The 7193-nt window shown below is 35.4% G+C and carries 2 protein-coding genes; one reads left to right on the plus strand and one right to left on the minus strand.

Annotated features, from left to right (window positions below; genetic code table 11):
• Window positions 1–29 precede the first annotated feature (29 nt).
• Window positions 30–3533 (plus strand): WD40 domain-containing protein, encoded by a 3504-nt coding sequence (locus IQ247_RS20305; protein ID WP_193922926.1) that lies wholly within the window; start codon window positions 30–32, stop codon window positions 3531–3533.
• Window positions 3534–3609: 76 nt separating this feature from the next.
• Here IQ247_RS20305 and IQ247_RS32700 read toward each other — a convergent pair whose 3' ends face one another.
• Window positions 3610–7143: a hypothetical protein gene (locus IQ247_RS32700; protein ID WP_228059901.1), complete on the minus strand. Its 3534-nt coding sequence runs from the start codon at window positions 7141–7143 to the stop codon at window positions 3610–3612.
• Window positions 7144–7193: the final 50 nt, after the last annotated feature.

Here is a 7193-nt window from a genome sequence, read left to right on the forward strand (position 1 = left end):
TGATTAAATATGGGGCTAATGTAAAAGCTATGGAATTTGACAATTATTATAAAGTTGGTGGTAGTTTAAAGGCAAATCATCGTACCTACGTGTCTCGAAAAGCCGATACACAGATTTTTCAACTGTTAAAAACTGGGGAGTATTGTTTTGTATTTAACTCGCGACAGATGGGAAAATCTAGTCTACGAGTCCAAGCAATCAAAAAGCTTAGAGCAATAGGAATCAAATGTGCTTCAATTGATTTGACAATCATTGGTAGTCATGCAAGTCCAGAAAAATGGTATAAGGGCTTTGCCAATCAATTATTAACTAGTTTGGAAATTGATGATATAGATTTTAATAGTTGGTGGTTACAGCATGACTCTTGGACAGATGTGCAGCGATTAAATTTGCTCCTTGAGTCCTTAGTGTTGAATAGATTTTCTGAGAATATAATTATTTTTATTGATGAAATCGATACTTTACTCAAAACTGAATTTAAAGATGATTTTTTTGCTTTGATTCGTGCTTGTTACAATCAACGTGCTGAATCTATTAAATACGAACGTTTGACTTTTTGTTTGTTGGGGGTAGCGACACCAGGAGATTTAATTCAAGAGAGAGAACGTACACCATTTAATATTGGTACTTCTATAGAACTAACTGGATTTAACTTTGTTGAAGCGCAAGATGCATTAATTCCAGGTTTAGCATACAAAGTAGAGCATCCAGAAATAGTATTAAAAGACGTTTTATATTGGACTGCTGGACAGCCATTTCTTACACAAAAATTGTGCAATTTAATTGCCCAGGAAACAATAAATACTAATTTAATTGTTCGGGAATTAGTTGAAAAACATCTGATTAATAATTGGGAAGCCCAAGACGAACCAGAGCATTTAAGAACCATACGCGATCGCTTACTACGAAATGAACAAAAATCTGGTAGATTATTGGGATTATACCAACAAGTTTTGCAACCAGGTGCGAGGGTAGTCGTAGATAGTAGTCACGAGCAAACAGAATTAAGATTATCAGGTTTGGTAGTCAAAAAAGATATTTATTTAAAAGTATATAATCCCATTTATCAAGCGGTTTTTAACCGGGATTGGATTGAGAAAGAATTAGACAAACTTCGCCCTTATAGTCAAGTAATTAATAACTGGTTAAATTCCCAAAAATCATCGTCATGGCTATTACAAGAGAAAGTCTTAGATGAAGCTTTAACATGGGCAGTTGGTAAAAATCTTAGTAATACTGATTATGAATTTTTACAAGAAAGTCAAAAAATTACTATAGAATTACAAATTAAAGCTAATCACAAATTGACTGAAATTAATCATAAATTAGCTGATGCTAATGAAATAGCTAGCCAAAAACTGACCAAAACCAATGAAGAGGCAAAGCAACAATTAGCTAAAGCTAATCAGAAAGCGAAATATATTATTTGGATAGGAGGAATCGTTGCAACTTTTCTGGTTCTTATAGGACAAAATCGACTAGATACAGCTAAGGAAGCGACAAGACTTACACAGGAAGGATACAATGTCGAGCAAATATTCAAAACTAAACAACTTGAATCTTTATTTTTAGCTATGCAAGCTGGTCAAGATTTAAGATATCTTATACCAAATGATTCTTCTTTGGGAGAATATCAAACAACTACACCCTTATCTGGTTTACTAAATATCCTCGCTAATATTCGTGAATATAATCAATTTGACATTGGACAAAAAATAAACAGGGGTGCTAGTTTTAGTTCCGATAATCAGCTTATAGCTTTTGTGAATAATGACCTTACTATTGGTGATAATGACGTTACTTTTAAACTCTGGAATAAAGATGGGACTTCTATCAAAACTATTTCTAGTCATAAAGGTAAGGTGAGAAGTTTGAGTTTTAGCCACGATAACCAATATATAGCTTCTGGTAGTGATGACAGAACTATTAAACTCTGGACACGAGATGGTGCTTTAATCAAAATTCTCTCTGGACACGAAAAATCGGTAGTTAGCGTGTCATTTAGTTCTGATAATACTATTGTTTCTGCCAGCAAAGATGGAACTATAAAACTTTGGCAATTGGATGGTACTCTAGTTACAAATATACCTGTACAAATGCAGGGTAATTTAATTACAACTGCTGCAATCAGTCCCAATAAAGAATTTATTGCCGTTGGTAGTGAAGAAGGAATTATTGAACTTAGGAGCCGCAATGGAACTTTCATTAAAACTCTTTCCGATCATCAAAGTTTGATAACAAAAATAACTTTTAGCCCCGATGGAAAAAATATTGCTACAGCTGCTCAAGATGGAACTATTAATCTTTGGAAATTTAATGGCACCTTAATTAAAACTATTAAAGGACATAGAAGTGAAATAAGCACCGTTAGCTTTAGCCCTAACAGTAACATGATTATTTCTGGAGGTTTTGACCAAACTATCAAGCTTTGGCAATTAGATGGTACTTTAATTGATAGCTTTATTGGACATAGTGATTCAGTCATTAGCGTCAACTTTAACTCCAATAGTAAAGAAATCGCCTCTGTTGACATGGATGGCACAATTAAACTTTGGCGCTTGAATGAGTCTCCTGTAATTAAATTAACCAAACATCAAGGTTCGATAACAGATATTCGTTTTAGCCCTAATGGTAAGACAATAGTTTCTGCTGGTAAAGATGCTGTAAAACTTTGGAAATGGGATGGAAGTTTAATTAATACCTTTAAAGGATATAAAACTTTAGGAAATATTCTCAGCATTAGCCCAGATAGCGAAATGATTGCAACTAGCACTGAGAACGGTATTACTAAATGGAAGCGGGATGGAAAACTAATTAAATTTCTCCCTAAAGATAAAGATTTATTAACAAGTATTAGTTTTAGTTCTGACGGTAAAATAATTGCTTTTGGCACTGACAAAGGTACTATTAAAATTTGGGAGCAGGATGCCCCTACTTTAATTTCATCTCTTACTAATGACAGCCATAAAAATTGGGTAAATAGTATCAGTTTTAGTGCAGATGGTAAAACTATTGCCTCTGGTGGTGATAATTATGATAGAACTATCAAACTTTGGCACATAGATGGAACTTTAATTACTACCTTAAATGGGCATAGAAAAGAAGTTAATAGTATAAGTTTCAGCCCTGATGGAGAAATTATTGCTTCTGGGAGTACAGATCAAACGATTAAACTTTGGAAACGGAATGGAACTCCCATGAAAAATCATACCCTAAGTGGACATAGCGATTCTGTTACAAGCGTCAGTTTTAGCCCCGACGGAAAAATTATTGCTTCTGCTAGTGATGACACAACTATCAAGCTTTGGAAACGGGACGGAACTCCCATCACAACCATTACAGGATATAAAAAAGCAGTGACAAAACTTATTTTCAGCCCTGATGGTAAGATTATTGCTTCTGCTACTGAAGATGGCGAAGTGATTTTATGGAATTTGGATTTAGATGATTTATTAGAACGGGGATGTCAATGGCTTCAGGATTATTTTGCTACTCACCCAGCAGAAAGGAATAAGCTGCGTTTATGTAACTAACTTTTTCATCTATCTACCGCTGTCATACTCAGTTTTTTTAATTTTTACTATTTATAAAGATAAGAAAAATTTCAGTTTATCCCTGCTGTAAACCTTTCTGCTGCTGTATAACATCATGCTCAAAGCTTCTCTTCTCATCCTCCGTAAACTTGCATACTTGTATGGGTTTACCCTTCTGCACCTTATATAAAGTCCCGCGATGATTTTCCTCATCAACAATCCGCAGCATTTCTGAAGGTGTATGATGAATAACTCGATATTTATCATCTCCAAACGTTGCTGTTTGCATTTCCTCACCAGTATTTGCAGGATTATTTTTCAAACGCGCAAAAGCAAGTTTTAGCATCTGTTTTTCCCATTCTTGGCGTTTTACCTTCAGAGGAGCATCCCCAGGAACTGCTACGCTGATATCTCTTTCGATGTGATTTTTAACATCGCTTACTTTTTCATTAATCGCTTTAACTTCAGTTAGTTGCGTGGTTGACTGTTTTGTATGACTTACAGTTTGATTAATCAACTGTTGTAATTCCTTCAATTCAATTGCGATAAACTTAGTTCTTCGTCCATCTTGCAACTGGTCGTATTCAAGAGGAAGATTTAAAGTATCGTTGATTCTGGCTACTGTATTTTGTTGTGAAACCTCTGTAGGTACGGTGACACAAAAGTAAAGTTCTTCAGTATTGTCTTTATTAGCAATACCAATCAAGCTCTCGACACCAAATTTTTTATCAATTTCATCAGATAACTGTTTAAAAATTTCTGAGTCTATATTCTTTTTTTGTAAAAAAGATTCAAAATATTCATTTTTAACTGCTAACACACCTAAAGATGCTTCGTCATCATGCAGTAAGCCTTGATTACTCTTCTCCTGAGAAATTTCATTGAGAATTGGTTTTAATTCATCTAATAAACTCACTTTTTTGTCTTTAATTAAAACTTCTTCCTTAGTCCAAATGTACGGATATCTAACTGTTTGTGAATCAACTTTTATATGAGCAATAGTTGCGGGTGCTGATTCTAGTTTACCTTCAAACTTAAACCCTTCGACTTTAATACCTCTTGCATTTAATTTCTCGCTTAATAATTTGAATGATTCTTTATCAATTTCACCTAAAGGTTTGTCGTCAATTAAAGCTATTGGTTTAATTGCCTTTCCAACGTTTGAGAGTTTAATTGTTATTGTCCGTTCTTCCCGTTTCCATTCTCTGCCTGCTGGTTCAGACTTTTTCAACTGTCCTACCTTCAGTTGATTACCTTTGCTACTCGTAACAATAACCGATGCGCTCGCTGGAGATGTGATTTCTGCTGTGAAGGAAGTACCAATAGGTAACTGTGCTGATTCGCTGCGAAATACCCCTAATTTTTTATCTTCAGCTACTAACCAACGTTTATTTTGTGTTAGATTCGCAGGGTCTGGGGCTTGTTCGATAGTACATTCAACTTTTTCTCCTACCCATTTACGTCCTAAATACTCGTTACAGGGTTTATGGGTTCCCACAATTGCAAATTCGGTAAATTGCAGTTGTTCTAGTCTTCCAATTACTTCTTCTCCAAATACAGCGAAAGCAGCCGATGTTTTCTTAAAGCCGTATTGTGCATCATCTTTACTCGCTGTTGATATTTGCCACATTGCAGCTGCAATTGCTTCTTTTTCTGAGTCGGGAATACTTTCACGAGTTGCAGTTCCGAATTCTTTTACCTGTTTGAAAGCTGCTCGAACTTGACTTGATGTCAATCCCGGTTCAATTTTTTTAGTTAAATTATTGAATTCGGTGAATGGCTTGATACGACCTTGGAATTTTTCTAAAGAAACTTCTGAAATATACCCCAGGTGTTTCCGCTCTTGCTGACCGTTCGTTTTAAACTTTGGTTTTCCGCGTTCATCAAATACAGGTGCTATCGCTATGTATTTATTGTCAGGTTTATTAAAGGAAGTTTTATTTTCTATTAGCGTAATATTGAGTTTGCGGTTATCAAAAATATTCGGATGTTTTTTCTGAGCTAAACCAACAATTTCTATTTGACTACCTTGAGGATTGGTTGCAACAATTTTTAAACCCGGTGCTTGTTTAACTTCTTTACTAATTTGAATTGCGCGACGAATCAATGAATCGTATATTTTCTTAATATTGACTGCCTTTTGTTTCTGTGCGGGTGTAAATTCAACTCCTTTAAAAAACGTTTGAAACTGTTGAGTTGAACGCGGTACGATTGCATTTTCCGTAAATGCTTGATTGGTCATTGTTGCCATTTTGTCAATAGCACCGTGACCTTTGATATTCATTGTTTTTTTAGTATAGACTTCACTCAATTTTCTTTCTTCAACCCACGGAGCAATATCGAAGCTTTTAAGAATAGTATTGCAGGCATTAACTATGTTTGGGTCGGAACGGTTGGCACTTTTACCTCTATCTACTTCGATTTGTAGCTGTCCGCCTAAAGTTCCTACGACATCATGATAAAACTTACCAATTTTTTCTAGCAGGTTTTCAATTTTTGATTCGGGGATTAGAGGTAAAATTTGATGATGTTGTGGTAGTTTATTAAATTTACTAATAGAGGTTTTATCAAGATTTTCTGGTTGACATAGCTGTGCTAATTCAACTATTTGCGTTCTAAGATTTTCTGAATATTGATTTTGCCGTTTTAACATTTCTACCGCAGCACAGGAAATATCCTGAATGAATTTCTGGGCTTCCTTCGGTGGAATTGAGATACACTCATTTTCAAGAGCAATCCCTTTCATACATAAATTGGCAACCACACCAATTTTATTTTCCATCGCATCTAATGCTATTTGCTCAAAAGAACCTGTATATGATTTCTTTTCTGGTTTTATAATCTCTTCATAACGGTTTTCTTTGAGTTGCTTTTGTTTAATCTCTGCTGCTGTGTGGGGGAAGTCGGATGATAAGGCGATCGCCATTCTATCTCCGTCACAATCGGATAGCGAATGCTTTAATCCTTGGGGTGACATTTTAATTGTGCCAACATCGTGGGGTTCATTGGGTAAATGACGATTGATATAAACGTCCACAGTGTTGGAATTAGCAGTAGGACCGCGATAAACAATTAAGGAAGCACCATCTGGGAATTTGGGGTAACAAACTTCGTTCTTCTCTAAATCATGACAAGTTTGCGCCATAGCTGAATCAAATTTGATAAATCTTCCCGTAGCGCAATCCATATACTGTTGTTTTAAGTGTTCTTGAAGTTTATCTATGATTTTGGGATGCTCTAATAACTGACAATGTTCTTTCAAATCAGCTTTGAGAATGCGATATATCAAGTTTTGCTCGCAATCATTTGACAAAAACATATCATCAATTAGATTCTCAACATCACCCAAGTCAAAGCTTTCAAAATCAATCAAATCTTCCGATTCTGCTTGAGTTTGTATTTGGTGTTTACATTTAGCATCTATCGAATCGATATAGTCTTGAGCGATTTTTCTGGGGTCATCAGCCATATCTTTGAGTTCTTCTAAACGCCTTTCTAGTCTTGGAAGTACATCACCTTCAACTCCTCTAGGAAAAGAATTCCAAAATTGAGCGCCTGTAGAAGTGATACCGTAGTAAGCATTAGTTTTGTTTCCAATTCCCATTTTCATTAAATATTCCCCAGGTTTAAGAGGAGTGGGGGAGGGGGTGATGGGGGGAG

The sequence above is a fragment of the Plectonema cf. radiosum LEGE 06105 genome, from assembly GCF_015207665.1.
Taxonomy (GTDB): domain Bacteria; phylum Cyanobacteriota; class Cyanobacteriia; order Cyanobacteriales; family Nostocaceae; genus Rivularia; species Rivularia radiosa_A.